19 protein-coding genes are annotated in these 18,773 nt (G+C 35.8%); 7 read left to right on the forward strand and 12 right to left on the reverse strand.

Going from position 1 to position 18,773, the window contains the following annotated elements; translation table 11 throughout:
• The first annotated feature begins 81 nt into the window (after positions 1 to 81).
• Complete coding sequence (locus tag ABYK18_RS03020; RefSeq protein ID WP_373035142.1) at positions 82 to 1,041, forward strand: TIGR01212 family radical SAM protein; 960 nt, start codon at positions 82 to 84, stop codon at positions 1,039 to 1,041.
• 93 nt (positions 1,042 to 1,134) lie between these two features.
• Here the strand turns inward: ABYK18_RS03020 and ABYK18_RS03025 are convergent, their stop codons facing one another.
• From ABYK18_RS03025 to ABYK18_RS03055, 7 genes are all read right to left on the reverse strand, one after another.
• Entirely contained in the window at positions 1,135 to 1,689 is a 555-nt protein-coding gene (locus ABYK18_RS03025; protein WP_373035143.1) for a DUF2393 family protein, read from the reverse strand.
• Positions 1,680 to 2,192 carry a DUF2393 domain-containing protein gene (locus ABYK18_RS03030; RefSeq protein ID WP_373035145.1) on the reverse strand — a complete coding sequence of 171 codons (513 nt, stop codon included), beginning with the start codon at positions 2,190 to 2,192 and terminating at the stop codon, positions 1,680 to 1,682. Before ABYK18_RS03030 ends, ABYK18_RS03025 begins: the two co-directional genes overlap by 10 nt.
• Positions 2,193 to 2,879, reverse strand: coding sequence for a bifunctional phosphoribosyl-AMP cyclohydrolase/phosphoribosyl-ATP diphosphatase HisIE (hisIE, locus tag ABYK18_RS03035; RefSeq protein WP_373035146.1), 687 nt, complete (start codon positions 2,877 to 2,879; stop codon positions 2,193 to 2,195). It lies immediately after the preceding gene.
• A complete protein-coding gene (locus ABYK18_RS03040; protein ID WP_373035253.1) occupies positions 2,879 to 3,967 on the reverse strand; it encodes an SPFH domain-containing protein in 1,089 nt (362 codons plus the stop codon). Before ABYK18_RS03040 ends, hisIE begins: the two co-directional genes overlap by 1 nt.
• 35 nt (positions 3,968 to 4,002) lie before the next feature.
• Positions 4,003 to 4,923 (reverse strand): branched-chain amino acid transaminase, encoded by a 921-nt coding sequence (locus ABYK18_RS03045; RefSeq protein WP_373035147.1) that lies wholly within the window; start codon positions 4,921 to 4,923, stop codon positions 4,003 to 4,005.
• Between the two features lie 165 nt (positions 4,924 to 5,088).
• Positions 5,089 to 6,351 (reverse strand): hypothetical protein, encoded by a 1,263-nt coding sequence (locus ABYK18_RS03050; RefSeq protein WP_373035148.1) that lies wholly within the window; start codon positions 6,349 to 6,351, stop codon positions 5,089 to 5,091.
• Positions 6,352 to 6,455: 104 nt separating this feature from the next.
• On the reverse strand, positions 6,456 to 7,820 hold the full coding sequence (locus tag ABYK18_RS03055; protein ID WP_373035149.1) for a methyltransferase domain-containing protein: 1,365 nt from the start codon (positions 7,818 to 7,820) through the stop codon (positions 6,456 to 6,458).
• A 106-nt stretch (positions 7,821 to 7,926) separates the two neighbouring features.
• Here ABYK18_RS03055 and ABYK18_RS03060 point away from each other — a divergent pair, with 106 nt between their 5' ends.
• Positions 7,927 to 8,205: a DnaJ domain-containing protein gene (locus ABYK18_RS03060; protein WP_373035150.1), complete on the forward strand. Its 279-nt coding sequence runs from the start codon at positions 7,927 to 7,929 to the stop codon at positions 8,203 to 8,205.
• A gap of 101 nt (positions 8,206 to 8,306) precedes the next feature.
• On the opposite strand, the gene pstS is transcribed toward ABYK18_RS03060, so the two are convergent.
• The 4 genes from pstS to ABYK18_RS03080 all read right to left on the reverse strand — a co-directional run bounded on the left by pstS (position 8,307) and on the right by ABYK18_RS03080 (position 12,962).
• Positions 8,307 to 9,311 carry a phosphate ABC transporter substrate-binding protein PstS gene (pstS, locus tag ABYK18_RS03065; RefSeq protein WP_373035151.1) on the reverse strand — a complete coding sequence of 335 codons (1,005 nt, stop codon included), beginning with the start codon at positions 9,309 to 9,311 and terminating at the stop codon, positions 8,307 to 8,309.
• Between the two features lie 119 nt (positions 9,312 to 9,430).
• A complete protein-coding gene (gene ppk2, locus ABYK18_RS03070; protein WP_373035152.1) occupies positions 9,431 to 10,324 on the reverse strand; it encodes a polyphosphate kinase 2 in 894 nt (297 codons plus the stop codon).
• A gap of 13 nt (positions 10,325 to 10,337) precedes the next feature.
• Positions 10,338 to 11,234: a polyphosphate kinase 2 gene (gene ppk2, locus ABYK18_RS03075; RefSeq protein WP_373035153.1), complete on the reverse strand. Its 897-nt coding sequence runs from the start codon at positions 11,232 to 11,234 to the stop codon at positions 10,338 to 10,340.
• Between the two features lie 96 nt (positions 11,235 to 11,330).
• Entirely contained in the window at positions 11,331 to 12,962 is a 1,632-nt protein-coding gene (locus ABYK18_RS03080) for an inorganic phosphate transporter (protein ID WP_373035154.1), read from the reverse strand.
• Between the two features lie 160 nt (positions 12,963 to 13,122).
• Between ABYK18_RS03080 and pstC the strand changes: the two genes are divergently transcribed.
• Genes pstC through ABYK18_RS03100 form a run of 4 tightly spaced genes read left to right on the forward strand, consistent with a single transcriptional unit; the run spans position 13,123 to position 16,326 of the window.
• Positions 13,123 to 13,980 carry a phosphate ABC transporter permease subunit PstC gene (gene pstC, locus ABYK18_RS03085; protein ID WP_373035155.1) on the forward strand — a complete coding sequence of 286 codons (858 nt, stop codon included), beginning with the start codon at positions 13,123 to 13,125 and terminating at the stop codon, positions 13,978 to 13,980.
• Positions 13,980 to 14,822, forward strand: a complete 843-nt coding sequence (gene pstA, locus ABYK18_RS03090) for a phosphate ABC transporter permease PstA (protein ID WP_373035156.1) — start codon at positions 13,980 to 13,982, stop codon at positions 14,820 to 14,822. Before pstC ends, pstA begins: the two co-directional genes overlap by 1 nt.
• Positions 14,822 to 15,607: a phosphate ABC transporter ATP-binding protein PstB gene (gene pstB, locus ABYK18_RS03095; protein WP_373035157.1), complete on the forward strand. Its 786-nt coding sequence runs from the start codon at positions 14,822 to 14,824 to the stop codon at positions 15,605 to 15,607. Before pstA ends, pstB begins: the two co-directional genes overlap by 1 nt.
• Before the next feature lie 47 nt (positions 15,608 to 15,654).
• Complete coding sequence (locus ABYK18_RS03100; protein ID WP_373035158.1) at positions 15,655 to 16,326, forward strand: phosphate uptake regulator PhoU; 672 nt, start codon at positions 15,655 to 15,657, stop codon at positions 16,324 to 16,326.
• Positions 16,327 to 16,350: 24 nt separating this feature from the next.
• Here the strand turns inward: ABYK18_RS03100 and ABYK18_RS03105 are convergent, their stop codons facing one another.
• Complete coding sequence (locus tag ABYK18_RS03105; RefSeq protein WP_373035159.1) at positions 16,351 to 17,082, reverse strand: hypothetical protein; 732 nt, start codon at positions 17,080 to 17,082, stop codon at positions 16,351 to 16,353.
• A 202-nt stretch (positions 17,083 to 17,284) separates the two neighbouring features.
• On the opposite strand from ABYK18_RS03105, the gene glnA reads away from it, so the two are divergent.
• Positions 17,285 to 18,715 carry a type I glutamate--ammonia ligase gene (glnA, locus tag ABYK18_RS03110; protein WP_373035160.1) on the forward strand — a complete coding sequence of 477 codons (1,431 nt, stop codon included), beginning with the start codon at positions 17,285 to 17,287 and terminating at the stop codon, positions 18,713 to 18,715.
• The last annotated feature ends 58 nt before the right edge of the window (positions 18,716 to 18,773 follow it).

An 18,773-nucleotide genomic window follows, 5' to 3' on the forward strand; every position in this document is an offset into this window, starting at 1 on the left:
TTTTTATTCTTGTCCATTTTGGACAAAGCTTTAGTGAGAGGAAATTTTCTAGGGCTTTGCCGTAGAAAAAGGAGATTTTAATTGAAGCAAATATATACCTTCGGCAACTACTTAAAATCTAAGTTTGCTTGCAAAGTTTACAAAGTAGGAATCAATATATCCGGTTTCACTTGTCCTAATATAGACGGTACGGTTGCCAAAGGCGGCTGTACATTTTGTGAAAACGACTCTTTTAGTGCCAGTACGGGTGAAATACAGGAACTAAAAGGTTTTCACCTTAACCTAAATTCAAAATCCAATCCAAATCTTCAAAAACAACTAGACCAACTAGAGATGCAATTTAATGCCATCAGCAAAAGACAGCGTGAAGAGTACGGCGCTGAAAAATTTTTAGTCTATTTTCAATCTTTTACAAATACCTACGCTCCATTTCCTACACTAAAAGCCCTTTATGATAAAGCTCTCTCTTTTGATAATGTTGTAGGCTTAAGTATAGGAACACGTTCAGATTCTATTACTGAGGAGACTCTTGAATATTTGTCCAAGCTAAGTAAGGATAAAGAGATATGGATAGAGTTTGGGATTCAATCAGTTTATGATGAAACGCTTGAAAAAATCAATCGCGGTCACTCCAGTGAAATGACTAAAGAGTGGATTTTAAAATCAAAAGAAAAGGGTCTTAAGGTTTGCGGGCATTTAATCTTTGGTCTGCCTGATGAGACACAAGAGATGATGTTAGATACTTCAAAACAAGCGTATGACTGGGGAATAGATTCCGTAAAATATCATCCTCTTTACGTAGTCAAAAAAACAGCCCTTGCCAATGACTTTGTAAAAGGAAAATTTACTCCGATAAGTGAAGGGGAGTACCTTGATGTTTTAGTAAAGTCTCTCCAAATGAAACCCGAGAATGTGTCTGTTCAAAGAGTTACTGCCGGAATCGACGATGATTCACTTTTAAGTCCGGCTTGGTGTAGAGATAAAAACAAACAAATCAGGAATATAAATAAAGCGTTAAAACCATTAAAACTAAAGTACTAAATATCTGAGCTTAGAATAAGCTCTAGCTTTAGTAGCCTCAGCGGCTCTAGCGAAGTAAAAGAAATTACTTTCTTTTACGGACAAATCAAATGGCTAATGCCCTGAAACTTTTACAAACTCTGCAACACTTCTAAAATACGGCGGCCAACCAAAATATACTCTAAAAGGTTTCGCTTCTCCAGGTTTTAAATTTGTTGCTACAACAAATTCTTTTACAATTGTTTGAGGTTTATACAAAATATTTGCCCCGCCGCTGAAAAAATCCATAAAGCCGCTTGGTTTATAAAAATTACCGCCTTTTACATTTCCTGTGGCATGTCCTTTATTTACAAGTTTTATCTCAATCGTAACTTCTCCGATTTCATGGTTACCCTCATTTTTCACTATACCCGTATAAACTATTTTCTCTATTGAGAGAAGTCTTTTATTCTCTAATTTATATAGTTTTGGAATTTTAGTGTATTTGTCGACAACGACTATGGAAAACCCTGCCAGAACTGCCGTAATCAACGAGACTGATATTAACATAGGAAAAACAAGTTTTTTATTTGTTTGTTTAAAGGATGAGATAACACCCCCGATGAAAATAAGAAGTATGATAGCAAGTATTGTATAGTGCCAATAATTAAAAAGTGTTGTCATTTGCATCTAGCTCCGATTGATAGATTATAATCTTTTGAATAAGTAAAAGGTTCAATTATTATTTTAATCTCTCTAGTTTCACCTACTGCTATATCTTGCTCCATAATCGACATCTTGGCAAACGGTTTAAATGAATATATGTAGTTCTTTAACTCATTATTACTTACTTTAACAGCGCTGGCGGTAATCTTGCAACTTTTAAAAAACCTATTGGATTCATTAGTTATTTTACCTTTTACAACAACGGCTTGAGTAAAATTCAGCTTCTTCTGGCTGGTAATCTCAGTACTGTTTTTAAAGATGTAGTCATGCATCTTTATATAGCCGATAGTCGGACCGGTTAATAGGATTGTAAAAGATAGAAGTATAAGAAAAATTGCCAATACAGTTTTTCTTCTAAGTACAATACCAAGAATTATAAAAAGAATAAAAAGCCCAAAGGCACTGCCAAAAAGAATATAATCATAAGTAATTAATCCATTTATAAAGGCAGTAAGCTTTGCTTTCATTTAATCTTCTCTTGAATTTTTCTCGGCTATTCCACTCATGTCAAATCTACGGGCAAGTTCTTGTTTTATGCGATCAGGAGAGATGTTTTTAACAGCGAGGGCTACTAACATATGATAAGTAAGATCGGCTGCTTCATATATCATCTCAGATTCATCATCATCTTTATATGCAAAACTGAACTCTCCGGCTTCTTCTACAACTTTTTTCAGTATTGTATTGTCACCCTTACTCATTAATTTTGCTGTCCATGAACTCTCAGGATCTGCATGTTTACGCTCTTGAATTGTATGATATAGAGTATCTATTACCCCGTAAAGAGCGTTTGAATTAACTTCGATTTTGGAATTTATTTCGCCGGATTCCAGTTCTGTAAAAAAACATGAACGGCGACCTGTATGACAGGCTACACCCTCTTGAGTAACTTTAATCAAAAGAGTGTCGTTATCGCAGTCAATGTTAAAAGAGTGAATTGTTTGGATATGTCCACTGCTCTCACCTTTTTTCCAGATGCGCTGTTTACTTCTTGAAAAATAGTGCGCTACGTTTGTAGCCAGTGAAAGCTCCAAGGCTTCTTTGTTCATATAAGCCATCATAAGAACTTCGTTGTTGAGATTGTCTTGAACAATTACCGGCAAAAGGTCACTTTTTTGCCAGTCTACTCTATTTAAGACTTCATTTAAACCCATTATTGTGCCGTAGTTCTTTGCTTGATATCTTTTGTGTCAACCCAGATATTTGGAGTTGAACCGCCAGGTGTTAAAAATATTTTTGCATCTTTATTTGTACTAAGAGCTTCATTAAATTTACCTTGAACTTTTAACTGTTCTAGCTCTAAAAGTTTACTTGTTAATGATTTGGCAATCAGTATATTTGCTTTTGCTTTTGCATCTGCTTCGATTGTTACGGCGTCTGCTATACCCTGAGCTTCAATTCTAGCTTTTTGAGCTACACCTTCAGCTTCTGCTGCACGTTTAAGAGCTTCTTGTTTTGCACGTTGAACATCTTGCTCTGCTTTTTGAACTTCTTGTTTTGCAACTTGAACTCTCTCAATTTGCTCTTTTACTTTTGTAGGCAATCCGATTTCACGAAGTTGAACCGACTGAAGATCTGCCGGAGCATTCTGAAGACTTGTTACATTATCTCTAACGCTTTTGTCTATCTCCTGCGCAATCTTATTTCTCATCTGAGGCAGTGATTCTGCATCATATTTACCGACAACATTACGGACAACATCTCTTACAACAGGATTTATAATTTTATCTTCCCAGCTAAAGCCCCAGTTTGAGATTGTCTGAGCTGCGAACTGTGAATTAAGTCTATACTGAACAGTCAACTCGATAGAAACAGGAAGACCACGTTTATCAAGAACCGTAATTGCAGGTTTTATAGTGATTCCAGAAGCAGAACCGCCAGTAGCCTCTATGCGAGATGCATAGTTAATAATACGCACTTTTGTATCAACTACATAAACTTTTTGAATCACTGGAATAATAAAATGAAGTCCTGGAAGAAGTGCTTGATCTTGATACTTACCGTTTGTACTTAAAATACCGCGTTCACCCTCTTGTATGATTGTAAAAGGTTTTGCTAAAACAAGCATCACTACAACAGCTACCAGAAAGTAAACTATTCCTGCTTTTCCACCGCCAAAATTCATGTCTATCTTTGGCATCTGTGGACCACCGCCACCGCCAGAACCGCCTGTGGATTTTTTTCCAAATCCGCCACTTTCACTTTTTTTCTTGTTAAAATAGTCATTCATATCTGATGCCATAAGTAAATTATCCTTCATTATTTTTCCTAATTTTTTTAATCTATATATGTGAGGTAGTGCTCATATTTCTTATTACGTCCAAAAACTATATCAAAGTAAGTACTTTGTATTTTTTCCGTTATTTCACCACGAGAACCACTACCGATTTCTCTTGCGTCAATAAGACGAACCGGCGTTATTTCTGCTGCCGTACCTGTTAAAAATGCTTCATCAGCAATATAAACTTCTTCACGAGAAATACGGCGGCGCTCAACTTCTATGCCCATATCTTCTGCTATCTCAATAACTGTTTTTTGAGTGATAGACACAAGGGCATTATCACTAGGAGGACTTACCAATTTTCCATCAACTACCATAAAAAAACTCGCACCCGAAGCTTCTGCAACATACCCCTGATCATCTAAAAGAAGCGCTTCATCATAACCGCAGTCTATAGCTTCGTATTTAGCCATTTGAGAGTTTAAATAATTTGCAGTTGCTTTTGCCTTACCCATATTTGAAGTGTTAGCAGGTCTAGTCATAGATGCAATTTTAAGTTTGATACCTTTTTGAAGACCCTCTTCACCGAGATATGCACCCCATTCCCAAGCAGACATAACCGTTTCAACAGGAGCATTTTTATGGTAAACACCCATAACACCGTAACCTAAAAATGCGAAAGGACGAAGATATACATTATCTCCACTAAACTCATTTTTTCTGATTAACTCAATCTGTGCCTGATTCATCTCTTCAACCGAGTAAGGGATATCGATAAGAGTCATCTTTGCTGACTCTTTTAGTCTTTCAGTATGCTCATTTAAGCGAAAAATCGCATAACCTTTTTCGGTTTTATAAGCTTTTGTTCCTTCTATTACACCGTTTCCATAGTGTAAAGTGTGTGAAAGTACATGTACCTTAGCATCATCCCAAGCTACAAATTTTCCATTCATCCAAATATATTTGGCTGCGTCCATCTATTCTCCAATAATTATCACTTTATTAATTGTTGATATTTTATCCAAAATGCTGTTTATTATGTATTAAGAAGGTGATTCAAGTATTTTTTATGTTATGAAGAGAAATTTGTAAAGCCGCAATGGGCTTTACAAAAACAAGGAGAAGGATTTAACGGCTGAATTCTACCAGTGAACCTCAGCAGTAACCATTGCAGCATCCCAGTCTTGAGTTGCAGTACCTTTATAGTTTTTATTATCAGCCGCTCTATAAGATTGACCAGAAACTAACCACTTAACATTTTTATTTTGTTGCCAAGCTACACCATAAATAGCATTGTTAGTTTTATATTTTTCTTTACTAACTTCTTGCTCTGCTTCCCATCCGTCATAACGACCAATGATTGAAAACTCTTTTTTAGCTCCAAAACGTAAAGTACCATTTACAGAGTAACCTTTACCATTGTATTGGCTTGTACCAGAACCTTGATCGGCACCATCATTATCTGCTTGTACATACTGTGCAGCAATTAAAAAGCTTGGTGTATTGTAAACAGCATGAGCACCTAAGATTGCATAGTTATATGCTTTTTTTGTACCGTTAACCGTTACTTCATTTTTAGCGTTATCCATATTGTACTGACCGAAGAAAGAAGCGTCTAAATAGCTGTCTTTAGTAGGTTTTCTTTTCGTTTTACCATTTCCAAGTGCAGCAGCTGTAAATCTCCATTCAGCAGAGTTTCCAGTACCTATATCGTTATTTGTTCCATTTGAACCATGGTAACCTTCACCGTTGAAAACACCTATTTCAGACGTAAAATAATCTGTTTTAGTTTTAAAGTTAAAACCTAAATCAGCAGAATTTGTAAGGTGAGCAGATTCACTAGCTTCTACAAAAACTTTAGAGATAGAACGCATCCACCAACCTTGATGCTCTTCATAGTCAATCCAAGGACGATGAGCCATACCCAGTTCAACACCAGTAGACGGTAAAACATCATTTAAATAAAGATATGCATATTTAACATACACATCTGCGTGAGAATCAACATCATCTCTAATATCATCAGCTTTACTGTTATCATATGTAGCATCTAATGTTACACGAAGGTAAGATTTAGGATCTTCTAATAAATAAGCTTTTACTTGAAGGTAGTTTCTTCTAAATTCAAAGTTTCCTGTAGCAGATTGAGCTTTCGGACCACCATCTGCGGCACTTAACTCTTTCATATTTTTATATGTATAACCCAGGTAATGAGTACCGCTAAATTTAAGTTTTGAAGCTTTAGCAGAAACTTTTGTACTTTTTGTTTGAATCTCTGTACGACCTTCACCCGCAGTAGTAAATACTTGACCATTACTATCTGTGTAAAACTTAACATCACTAGCAGATGCTCCAACTGTACCAATTGTTAATGCAGCTAAAGCTGATAAAACGATTTTTTTCATTATTGAAATTCCTTTTTTTTCTAAAGAAACATTTTGCTATGCAAAAACGATTCTCTTGTTTTGTTACCGAAATTATAAAATTATTTGGTTACATGAAGATTACATCAAAGTATTACTTTTCTTATAACAAAAGAGCTGTACTTTTGCTCTGTATTTTTTGGCGTACTATGCGTGTGCTCCTTATACTCCACAAGCATCACACCCAAAGGCAGTTCTTGGAGCATTTTTTCTCTGTCATATTGGACTATATCCAAGCCTGCACATTGAGTTGGTCCATCAATAGAAAATGTATTTATGATTGCAATACCACCTGGTTTTAATGAATTTTGCAGAACTTCAAAATATTTAACTCTCTCTTTTTTGAGGACTAAGAAATGAAAAACAGCTCTATCGTGCCAGATATTAAACTTATTTGAACTACTAAAGTTCATAATATCCGAACATATATACTTTGGAACATCTGCATCACTCCCGAGTCTTTTTTTTACAATATTTAAAGAAGTATCAGAAGTATCAAGGAGTGTAATACCTTTATACCCATTTTCTAGCAACTTATCTACCAATAATGAAGCACCGCATCCTACATCAATAATAGAACTGTTTTTATCAGCATTAATCTCTTTAATGAGCCTCAATGAAATCTCCGGAGAATCTTGGTGCCATAAGACTTGAGTATAATCTTTAGTCTTGAAAATATTATCCCAATGTAAATTTCTAAGTTTATCAGATGCGATTTTTTTAGCTCTGAATGTAGCACCGCAAGTAGTCTCTGATGTCTTATAGTGAGTCAGTCCCATGCACTCGACATCTGCAAATCCAGCTTTAGAGATTATCTCTATCAACTTCTCTTTTTTTAGTGTTCCGGCAACACAATTTGCCCAGTCTTGTGACTCAGATGCACAACTAGAGATCTCTCCACTGCAAGAGTCATCATTCTCAGATATATCAATCATATCTGCAAAATAAATTTTCCCGTTTGGCTTAAGTATTCTATATATCTCTGCAAATACACTCTCTTTACAAGATGTAAGGTTTATAGCACCGTTTGAAATCACAACATCAACCGATTCATCTTCTAAATCAATATCATCAAAACTACTCTCTAAAACATCTACATTCGTAAATCCTGCTAAAACTGCATGTTCTTTTGCCTTTTTTACCATTTTAGGAGTGATATCAACACCTATTGCCCTGCCTTTTTCACCGACGAGCATCGCACTTATCAGCAAATCCACACCTGCACCGCAGCCCAAATCTACGACAGTTGAACCCTCTTTTATATCTGCCTTTTCAAACGGGTTTCCGACCGCAGCACAATAGTCCCAAACTTCAGGTGGAAGTTTCTCAAACCATTTTTTGGAGTAGTTATGAGCTTTAGCATTCTCTATGCCCTTCTCCCAGCCAAAATCTTTCTCAGGTTTATCCGCTAATTCCGAGTAGAGTTCAATTATCTGTTTTACATCAGCCATAAACGAGATGCCCCCTTATTATTTTTATTCTTATTAAAAAGTAATAACTTTATCATTCTTTATTTAGTTAAGAAAGGGTAACATATGAAAGATTTAAAGGAGATTTATGAGTTTTAAAGATTTTGAAAAAGCCCTTGACAGTCTAAATATAGTAACACGCATTACGCAAAGTGAACTGAAAAATCAATATCAAAAATTATCTAAAAAGTATCATCCTGATATGCCGGATGGAAGTGAAGAAAAGTTTAGAGAAATAAATGAAGCTTACAAAATCGTACACACATATATGAAAGATTTTAGATTTCAGCTTAATGAAGAAGAGTTCAACCAGCAGAATCCGTTTTCAAAGATATCACCTGATTGGTATAAAACCTTTAATAACTAGGAAGAAGATTTCCGTATTGTCTCGATACGGAAATCTTTTAAGGAGAATGAAAATTTTGCTAAAGCTAAAAGCTCTAGTGGTCATGGCGGCCAAATGGAAGATTAATGAATATTAGTTGCCCAATACTCTCTAATCATTTTTTTAGTAGCTTCTGGAAGAGGGATATAACCTAACTTTTTAGCTGAAGCATCACCACTTTTAAAAGCATAATCATAAAACTCTGTTACTTTTTTATTCATATCAGGAGTCTCAACAGGAAGTAAAATAAATGTAGCTGCAACAATCGGGTAAGAAGTATCACCTGGTTGCAGAGCTAACATTGCATAAAAATTATCTTTTTTAGTCCAGCTTGCGTATTTTGCAGCAGCTTTAAAGTTATCTTCGTTTGCAACAACCCATTTACCGTTTGCAGTTTTAAGAACGGCTGCACTTAGGTGATTTTTCTCTTTATAAGCATTTTCAATATAACCGATTGAGTAAGGAGTTTGTTTTACTAAGTTAGCAACACCTTCGTTACCTTTTCCGCCGATACCGGTAGCCCAGTCAACTGCTTTGCCTGTACCAAAGTTATTTTTCCAGTTATCAGAACTTCCGCTTAGATAATAAGTAAAGTTATAAGTAGTACCTGATCCGTCCGAACGGTGAACAACAATGATTTTCTGATTTGGAAGATTGATACCGCTATTGTTAGCAGCAATTTTAGGGTCATTCCATTTTGTGATTTTACCTGCAAAAATATCTGCAACTACGTCATTGGAAAGTTTTAAAGTCTCATCAGCGATACCATCAACGTTAAATGCCACAACGATTGAACCGATAACAGCCGGAAACTGTAACAGTTTTGCTTTTGCTAATTTTTTAGAGTTAAGAGGCTTATCAGATGCACCAAAGTTTACAATACGTTTAGTGATTTGTTTGATTCCGCCACCAGAACCGATCGATTGATAATTAACACGGTTGTTTGTGTCTTTTTTATAACTAAATGCCCAGTCATAATATAAAGGAGCAGGAAAAGATGCACCAGCACCATTGATTTTATCAGCAGCTATAGACGAACTAAAAGAAACTGCTGCAATTAACGCAACGCCAAGTATTTTATTTAACATTTTCGTACCTTTGTGTTTTTTAAGATACGAAATTATAAAGATACAATGTTACAGTCTGATTACGAAAGTAATTACAAAGGTGTTATTTTTGTAACCTCTTTGTAATTTTTGATATCCGGCTATTTTTTAAGAGAAAACTTAAACATCTTCTCCATCGCTATGGCTTCATCTCTTCCATACACTATGATATTTCTATCTACTTTTATCTCTTTAGATAAGATTTTATTCGGATATTCAACAAAACTTAATATATGTTTTATACAGTTGATTCTGGCTTTTTTCTTATCATCACTCTTTACTATTGTCCATGGAGCCGCATCTGTATGAGTTGCACTAAGCATCATATATTTTGCAAGGGAATATTCATTCCAAAGTCTTTGTGACTCTTTATCTACCGGTGATAGTTTATATTGCTTTAAAGGATCTGTCTCTCTTGCTTTAAATCTTCTTTCCTGTTCATCTTTGGATACCGAGAAATAAAACTTAAATATCTGTATATCTTCATCTGCAATCATCTGTTCGAACTTAGGTGCATCTTTTAAAAACTTATGATGTTCTCTCTCTGTACAAAACCCCATAACCGGTTCAACCATAGATCTGTTATACCAGCTTCTGTCAAAGAACACAATTTCGCCTGCACTTGGCAGATGCTTTACATATCTTTGAAAATACCATTGTGTTCTTTCTTGGTCACTCGGTTTTTCCAACGCGACAACTCTTGCACCCCTTGGATTTAGATGCTCGGTGATTCTTTTTATCGTACCGCCCTTTCCAGCTGCATCACGACCTTCAAAAATCATTAATATTTTAAGACCCTGCTCTTTTACATGATTTTGAAATTTCAAAAGTTCAACCTGAAGCTTTGAGAGTTCATCTTCATATAAAAGTTTTTCCTCTTTAACCCAAATCCTGACTTTGCCGTCTTTCTTCTTTTCTCTTCTGTCCCTATCAAGCTTTCTTCTGTCTTCTTCTTGTACTCTTTTTTCTTTTTTTGATAACTTTTTTTCTTTCACTGTTTTTGCCTTTTTAACCTATAAATTTACCCGTACTTGTTATTTGTGCATCCATAATCTCTATCTCTCTGGCTCCTGAAATAACTACATCTGGATTCAGAGCATAGTTTAAATTTTCATCTCTTCCTTCATAATCAATGGAGTTTAGTATGACTTTTATGGACTCAAGCCTCGCTAATTGTTTATCTTTAGATCTGATTATAGTCCACGGGGCGCTGTGAGAGTGTGTCTGCTTTATCATATTGTACTTTGTAATTGTAAAGTCATCCCATCTCTCCTGGGCCTGAAGGTCTATCTCACTAAGTTTCCATTGTCTTAAGGGATCATTTTTTCTTCTTGCGAATCTTCTTGCCTGCTCATCTTTTGTAACACTGTAATAAAGTTTTACAAGAATGATACCTTGACGGACAAGATCATTTTCAAATCCTTTAACACCATTCATAAAGTCGCCAAACTCTTTTTTTGTACAAAAATCAAAAACAGACTCGACCATAGCTCTGTTATACCAGCTTCTGTCAAACAGAACTATCTCACCTCCGCGGGGAAAATGCTGTATATACTTCTGATAAAACCACTGAGTCTTCTGCTCCTCCGTAGGCTTGCCAAGCGCGACAACACGGTAATGTTTTTCGTCCATATATCTTGTGACTCTTCTTATTGTCCCGCCTTTTCCGGCGGCATCGCGACCTTCAAAAAGAATTATCATTTTTTGTGAAGTGTTTTCAAGATATTTTTGAAGCTTTATAAGTTCCGCTTGATAAGGCTTGAGTTTTTGTTCATTGATTCGTTTCTCTTCAGCTTTACTTCTTATTATTTTGGTGTTTTTTGATTTTTTATATACACGAATCAACTCTTCAAGTGAGACTTTCTTTCCATCTACATCAAACATTTTCGTTTTTTTTACCGTCATGCCAATCCTTGTCTGTTTTTATAAATACTCACACTTAATAAAATTGAGTATACTCCTATTTTTCTTGATAATATCTTCAATATACACTTGTTGATATTAGAGCACGATTCCTTTTATCATAAAAAATATCATTGCCGACAAAAGAGCTGCGACTGGAACAGTTATAAGCCAAGCCGCTACAATTTTTTTAACGGCATCTCTTTTTACATACTTAACTTTTTCGCTACTTTTAAGACTTTTTTTTGCCTCTTTTAAATTTATTTCTTCATCATTAATCTTCTTATATAGATCTACGATTCTTTCATAATCCTCAAGATTTTTTTGCTTTTTTGTATTCAGTGCCTTAAGTTCTTTAATATATACTCCTAAAAGTATCTTTTCATCATATATCAGCTCTTTTTCTTGAGCTATTTCATCTTTTAAATTAGTTGTCTCAAGATATTCTCTTAAAAAACCGACACCGAATATTCCACCGATTGCGATATGGGTAGAGCTTACGGGGAGCCCAAGTTGTGAAGCTATGATAACGGTTATAGATGCAGCCATTGCAATGGAAAATGCTCTTATTTGATCAAGTTCCGTAATCTCGCTGCCGACAGTTTTGATTAGCTGTGGTCCATACAAAGCAAGACCTATCGCAATACCTATGGCTCCAACACCCATCACCCAAAGAGGAATGCCTGCATTTGCCGAAATACCTCCGCTTATAACTGCATCGTTTATTGCCGCCAGTGGTCCTATAGCATTTGCAACATCATTAGCACCGTGAGCAAAACTTAGCAGTGCTGCGGCAAAAATAAGGGGTACGGTAAAAAGGGTGTTTACTCCGGCTCTGCTGTTTTTAATACCTGCAGATTTTTTATTTACTACCGATTTCATAAACATATAAACAACTAATGCAACAATAAGTCCAAGAATTGCCGCTACTGCAAATGTCGGTTTTTTTGCGTCCGGTAAAAATATAAAGATATCTACAATACTGGGCCATATTTTTTTAAGACCTTTTAGGGTTATGTAGGTAATAAATGCCCATGACATTATTGCTACAAAGACAGGGACCCATTTGATAGCTGCTTCTTTTTTATCTTTTTGAAATACCATTGTTTTTTTGATTGCAAAAAGAAAGAGTGCTGCAATAATACCGCCAAGAATGGGAGAGACAACCCAAGAAGAAGCAATTTTAAGCATTGTCATCCAGTTTACAATACCAAAACCAGCGGCTGCAATACCGGCACCCATGACACCGCCTACTATGGAATGAGTTGTAGAAACAGGTGCTTTGATGGCCGTGGCAAAGTTCAACCATAATGCAGCTGACAAGAGTGAAGCCATCATTGCCCAAATGAACGGATCCGTATTTCCGCCAAATGCATTTATGTCTATAATGCCCTTTTTTATTGTCTTGACAACATCCCCGCCGGCTATTAAAGCACCGCTTGCTTCAAAAACAGCCGCTATCACTATTGCACCGCTCATTGTAAGAGCTTTTGAACCGACGGCCGGACCAACATTGTTAGCTACGTCATTTGCACCGATATTCATTGCCATATATGCACCAAAAAGCGCTGCTATTGCTAAAAATATACTGTTTGGAATACTACCGGTACTTAAAAAGCTGTAAATCAGTACTGCAACCATAAAGATGAGGGTAAAACCCAGTCTCATGAAGTCTATACCACTACCCTTTAACGCCTCTTTTTCCATCTTTTTAAGTATCTGGATTTCCATGCTTACCTCTGATTGATTTAGCTTGTTTGTCCTATATTTGATTTTAAGTATACTCCTACTATTCTTGATATTTTCTTGAATTTATACATATCTATTTTAGTAACCTCTATGTAACCAAACTTTTTTATAATTGCGGACTTAAAAAAAGGGGTATTACTTTTTGAGCAATATAATAGATAAACTTTTTGCCAACTCAACAAAAATTGTAGCTGTTACTATACTTCTCTTAGTAGCATGGATTTTCACAATTTTATTTCAAAATTCTATGGAGTCAATCCAGGCTTTTGGATTTGATTTTGTTACAGAATCAAAATGGGCTCCTAATCTAGAAAAGTTCGGTGCTCTTCCTGCGATTTACGGCTCTGTCGTATCAACGTTTCTCGCGATGGTTTTAGCAGTTCCGCTGGCTATCGGTGTAGCAATATTTTTAAGCGAATTAGCACCTGCTAAGCTCAAATCACCTGTCGGTGTATCTATAGAACTTCTCGCAGCCATTCCCTCTGTTATCTACGGTATGTGGGGGCTTTTTTATTTTGTGCCTATCGTTCGTGATACATTCGGCGGCATCGGTATCAGTATGCTGACTGCCGGCATTGTACTCTCTATCATGATTCTTCCGTTTATGGCGGCAGTGACAAGAGATGCTATGAATACGACTCCGGATATCTTAAAAGAATCAGCTTACGCACTTGGCGGGACCAAATGGGATGTTATAAAAGATATCATCATCCCTTACGCAAAAGCAGGGATTATCGGTTCTTTTATCTTAGCTCTTGGACGTGCTATAGGTGAAACAATGGCTGTTACGTTTGTTATGGGTAATGTTCACAAAATCTCTATTGATTTAACGGCACCTGCTACTTCTATTCCGGTAACACTTGCAAACGAGTTCACAGAAGCAGATACGGATCTTTACTATTCATCTTTGTTTGAATTGTCACTTTTACTTCTTGTTATTAGTTTTACAATCATCTCGGTTGCAAAATTTTACTTCCTTAGAAGAAAAAGGACAGCATAATGACTCATACAAAAAAGAGAATAATCACAAACAATATAGTTATGATTCTATCTACTCTATCTGCTTTAATCGGTATCGGGTTTTTATTTTGGATATTAGGCGTTTTAGTTATAAACGGAATAGACGCACTTAATATGAGCATCTTCACTCAAGAAGGAGCACCTCCAGGTTATGCCCAAAGTGGTTTAAAGCATGCACTAATCGGTCAATTGATGATAGTCGGTGTTGCGACACTTGCAGGAGTTCCTCTTGGTATCTTGGCAGGAACATATCTTAGTGAGTACGGACAACAGTCCAAACTTGCAGAGACTATTCGTGATATCTCAGATATTATGATGTCAGCTCCAAGTATTGTAATAGGTGCCTTTGTTTATGCGATCATAGTTGCACCGATGGGTCATTTTAGCGGCTGGGCTGGATCAATCGCTCTAACGATTATAATGCTTCCAATCATTCTAAGAACAACAGACGATATGCTCCAGCTTGTACCCTCGACTCTGCGTGAAGCCGCTTTTGCACTTGGTGCTCCCAAGTACAAGGTTATAATTCAAGTAGTATACCGCGGAGCAAAAGCCGGGATACTTACGGGTATTTTACTTGGTGTTGCACGTGTTGCCGGAGAAACTGCTCCGCTGCTGTTCACATCATTTAATGATAATTTTTTAAATACAGACATGAGTGCGCCTGTAGCATCTCTTACTGTAACTATGTTTAATTATGCGACCAGTCCTTATGAAGACTGGCAAAAAATCGGCTGGGCTGCCGCATTTATTTTAAGTATGTTTATTTTATCTTTAAACATACTTGGACGACTATTTATTATGAAGAAAAAGGGCAAATAATGGCTACTATTGTAGATATAACAGAAGAAAAAGCACTGGAAGTAAAAAACTTTGAGTTTACATATGCATCTGCAGATGCACCGAGTATTAAGAAGCTGGATATGCCTATTGCAAAAAATAGTATTACTGCACTTATAGGACCTTCAGGTTGCGGTAAAACAACACTGCTTAGAAGTTTTAACCGTATGCACGACCTTTATCCGGGAAATCAATATGGCGGTGAAATTCTTTTTAAAGATAAAAATATCTTGACTAAACATGAAGACCTGATAAACCTCAGAATCCAAATAGGTATGATTTTTCAAAAACCGACTGCTTTTCCTATGAGCATCTTTGACAATGTAGCCTACGGTATGAGACTTCAAGGTATAAAGAACAAGAGTGAGCTTCAAGACAGAGTTGAAAAAGCGTTAAAAGATGCTGCTATCTGGAAAGAAGTTAAGGACAGACTAAAACATGATGCAAACGGTCTCTCAGGCGGACAGCAACAAAGACTTTGTATTGCCCGCGCGGTTGCAGTTGAGCCGGAAGTCTTACTTTTTGATGAACCGACTTCTGCATTAGACCCGATTTCAACTGCAGGAATCGAAGAGCTGATAGTAGAGCTTAAAGATCGTGTGTCTATTATCATCGTTACACATAATATGCAGCAAGCCGCTCGTGTAAGCGATTACACAGGGTTTATGTATTTGGGTGAGCTTATAGAACTCGGTCGTACAGAAGAACTTTTTGTAACACCCAAAGAGAAACTTACAGAAGAATATATAACAGGTAAATTTGGTTGATAACAACTGTTGTATTTAAAAACAAACGCAAATATTAAGGAAAAAATATGTCTACAAAATATAACAATAAAATAGAAGAGATTAGAGAAATAATGGTCACTTTGCTGACAAGTATTGTAGAAGCGAATAGTATATCTTTAGATGCATACAAAAACAGTGATGATGAGAAATACAAAGAAGTTCAAAACAGACTTAGTAACATAACTGTTCAAGGCGATATAATCGATAATGAGATAATTAAAACTTTTGCACTTTTTGGCCCTGAAGCAACCGAACTTCGTTCTCTTGTGGCATATTTGAAAATGACGAACGAAATAGTCCGCATCGGCGAAGGAATAAAAAAATATGCCAGCCGTATGAAAGAACACTCGTCAAGCAAGTGTAACTTGGAACCTTTAAACTCTACAATCATTCAACTTCATAAAAGTACTATCAATGCACTTGAATATATTTTAGAATGTTTTAAACAACTTGACAACTGTAACATCGAAGATTTTTTCACTAAAGTAATGGTTGAAGAGAGCAAAAATGACGATCTTTTTTCTATTTTAGAAAAAGAGATTTTAACGATGATCATAGATGCAAAAGAACTCTCTATAGAGTATGTAAAAGTTTTAGGAACTCTTCGCAAATTAGAGCGTTCATGTGATAGAAGCGTAAATATCGCCAACCTGATGATGTTTGCTTCTCAGGGTGGAGAGATTCGTCAATATAGTTAAAAAACTTATTTTTAATCGTTATAGCTATTTTTTGTGTTCATCAATATAATCGGCTATAGCATCTTTAATATTACTTAACTTATTTGGATTGCCCTGTAAATTTTTAAAATGTACAGATACATCTTTATCCTTTTCTAGTTTCAAATCAGCAATACTCGAGCATACTTGAAGAAAAACTTCATATGGAACATCATCACCTCGTTTTAAAAAATAGATAGCTCGCTGCAGCGATACAAATGGATTTACACTAACCCTTGTAAGATGGTTGATTCTAGTGTTTATATAGTTTATAAATTCCATTCTAATATCACACTTTAAAATAGAAAAAAGTCTCTTTTTTGTATCGTATTTACACTCAAATGCTATTTTCGTAGAATCAAAATCAAACCCATCTACAAGCTCTTTTAAATTTGCACCTTTAAATCTCTCTCGATATACAAGTTGATAAATATCATTTTTATATTTATATGTATATGAGTTATTTTCATACTCAAAAAAGTCTTGATTCATAGCACTGTTTAAAAGCTCTCTGTCTTTATTTGATGGAAAAAACATATCCAAGTCTCTAAAAGAATCAGCTTTTATACAAGAGCCGGCAAGAAAAAATTTAATCTCTCTTTTTTTTATGTGTGTGATTATCAGTCTTTGAAAAAATTCATTTAATTTAATAGCAATATTGTCTAGTCTGTAATCCAAAAGAGAAGCCTGCTCATAAGAAATCTCTTCTTCATAATCTTTCCAAAAATCGTAAACCATGAATCTCCCATAAAAATTTAAAATAAAATAATTATATCTTAAGATTAGGTAATACAATTTAAAATCTATCACTTATCTTTAGGAAAATATCTATAACTTTATGGAACAAACTATATAATTGATTAAAACTTAATCAGAATTAGAGATTCAATTAAATATATTTGAGATATACTAATGGCTATTTAATTTCAGGAGAGAATGAATGGGAAAATTTGTTAATAATACAGAAGAGTTTTTTACTTTTTGTGAAGAGAATGATGTTCAATTTGTAGACTTTAGATTTACGGACATCAAAGGTACATGGCATCATGTTACTTATAGAATGAGCGCTGTCAGTGCTGAACTTTTAGAAAATGGTTTACCGTTTGACGGTTCTTCTGTAGAAGCTTGGCAACCGATTAACAAGTCAGATATGTTATTAAAAATAGACATCGGAACTGCTTTTTTAGATCCATTTACTGCTGATCCAACAATTATCGTATTTTGTGATGTTTATGATATCTACAAAAACCAAGCATATGAAAGATGTCCTCGTTCAATCGCTAAAAAAGCACTTAAACACGCTGAAGAGCTTGGTATAGCAGATGCTGCTTACTTCGGTCCTGAAAATGAGTTTTTTGTTTTCGACAATGTTACATTTATAGACAATATCAATGAAGCCGGTTATAAAGTAGATACTGAAGAGGGTGAATGGAACTCAGGTACAAACTATGAGGACTTATACAATACTGGTCACAGACCAGGAACTAAAGGCGGTTACTTCCCTGTAGCTCCAACAGACTCTGCTGTTGACATGCGTGCTGAAATGATGCAAGTGTTAGAGCAAGTTGGTCTTGAAGTTGTTCTTGGTCACCACGAAGTTGCACAAGGTCAACATGAAATCGGTATTGTTTTCTCTGATATTATAGGTGCTGCCGACAATGTTCAAAAATATAAATATGTTGTTAAGATGATTGCTCACCTAAACGGTAAAACTGCTACATTTATGCCTAAACCACTGTACGGCGACAACGGTAACGGTATGCACGTACACCAATCACTATGGAAAGACGGTAAAAACCTTTTCTATGCACCGGGCAACTATGGAAACTTAAGTGAAATGGCTCTAAACTATACAGCAGGTATCTTTAAACATGCTCGTGCAGTAGCAGCATTTACAAATCCTACAACAAACTCATATAAAAGACTTTTACCAGGTTTTGAAGCTCCAAGCATCTTGACTTACTCTTCTCAAAACCGTTCAGCTGCTTGTCGTATTCCTTATGGTGCGGGTGAAAAAGCTACACGTATTGAAATGCGTTTCCCGGATTCTACTGCTTGTCCTTATCTTGCATTTGCCGTAATGATGATGGCCGGTCTTGACGGAATCAAAAACAAAGATATCCCAATCGGTCCAATGGATGAGGATCTGTTTGAACTATCTTTAGATGAGATCCGCGAGAAAAAAATCCCTCAAATGCCTCATACACTTCGCGGTTCACTTGAAGCACTTATCCGTGACAACGAATTCTTACAGCCTGTATTTACTAGAGAATTTATTGACGCTTACCAACACTACAGATTTGAGCGTGATGTATGGCCAGATGAAGGTCGTCCAACTGCTTACGAGTTTAAAACTACTTACCAGTGCTAATCGCACTCTAAAATCTTCATTCCCGCTTTTTTGCGGGAATACATTTTTTTGCTATAAT

Origin of the sequence: Sulfurimonas sp. (assembly GCF_041563495.1) — a bacterium.
Lineage (GTDB): Bacteria > Campylobacterota > Campylobacteria > Campylobacterales > Sulfurimonadaceae > Sulfurimonas.